Source organism: Caballeronia sp. LZ003, from assembly GCF_031451465.1.
Lineage (GTDB): Bacteria > Pseudomonadota > Gammaproteobacteria > Burkholderiales > Burkholderiaceae > Caballeronia.
On record NZ_JARUXJ010000082.1, the window covers coordinates 1 to 884 of the forward strand.

1 protein-coding gene is annotated in these 884 nt (G+C 61.0%); it reads right to left on the minus strand.

Annotated elements, in window-relative coordinates; all coding sequences use genetic code 11:
* Nucleotides 1-884 (minus strand): CheR family methyltransferase (locus tag QCE79_RS33065; protein WP_309851672.1); only part of this gene is annotated, 884 nt, incomplete at both ends.

An 884-nucleotide genomic window follows, 5' to 3' on the forward strand; every position in this document is an offset into this window, starting at 1 on the left:
CAGAGGTGCACTGGCCTCAGGCGGTTGGTCAAAGAGTACCAGCCAGTACGTCGACTCCTCGTCGGCCGCCTTGACAGGGTCCACGGTAAGCGTCATGACGGGACCGGTGGCGCGGCCTTCTTGGTCACGTCGACTGAACACGGCCTTCACGCGCTGCTGGGAGGCACTCGCGCGATACAACGCCGCCCGCAGCTCCAGCCGAATGTCCGGTGCCACATTGTTCAGAAGATTACGCGTGGGCACGCCTGCACTGAAAACGATAAAGTCACTGGCGCCGGGCGAGACTCGTTCGATCTCGTAATCCGCGTTGATGAGCACACTCGGGGGCGACGCGGCGGCGAGCGCACGATCGTGCAGCGCCTCGAGCGGCTTGCCGCGACGCGTATCGAAGCTGTGGGTCACCGGTTTGCCTCGCGAACCAGACCGCGGATGGATTTCGGTGGCAATCAACCTCGATGGGATTCTGCCCCGGGCGTTCGCGCCAGCGTCACCGCGTAGTCGAAGAATTCGGTGCTCCTTGCTGATCGTCTCGAACGCCGTGCTGATCCCGTCGATCGATTCCGCATTGCCGAGAAATAAATAGCCGCCCGGCTTCAATGCATAGGCGAACATGTCGAGAACCACCGCCTGTGCGGTGCGATCAAGGTAGATCAGCAGATTGCGGCAACAGACCAGGTCGAGCCGTGAAAAGGGCGGGTCGCTTAGCACGTTATGCTGCGCAAAGACGATCATCTGTCGCACGCTGGGGTGCACGCGATACCGAAGATCTTCTTCCTTCTCGAAGTAGGCGAGTAATCGGGATTCGGTCACGTCGGCCGAGATGTTCGCCGGGTAGATGCCGGCTCGGGCTACCTCAAGCGCCGCTTCATTGATGTCAGTTGCAA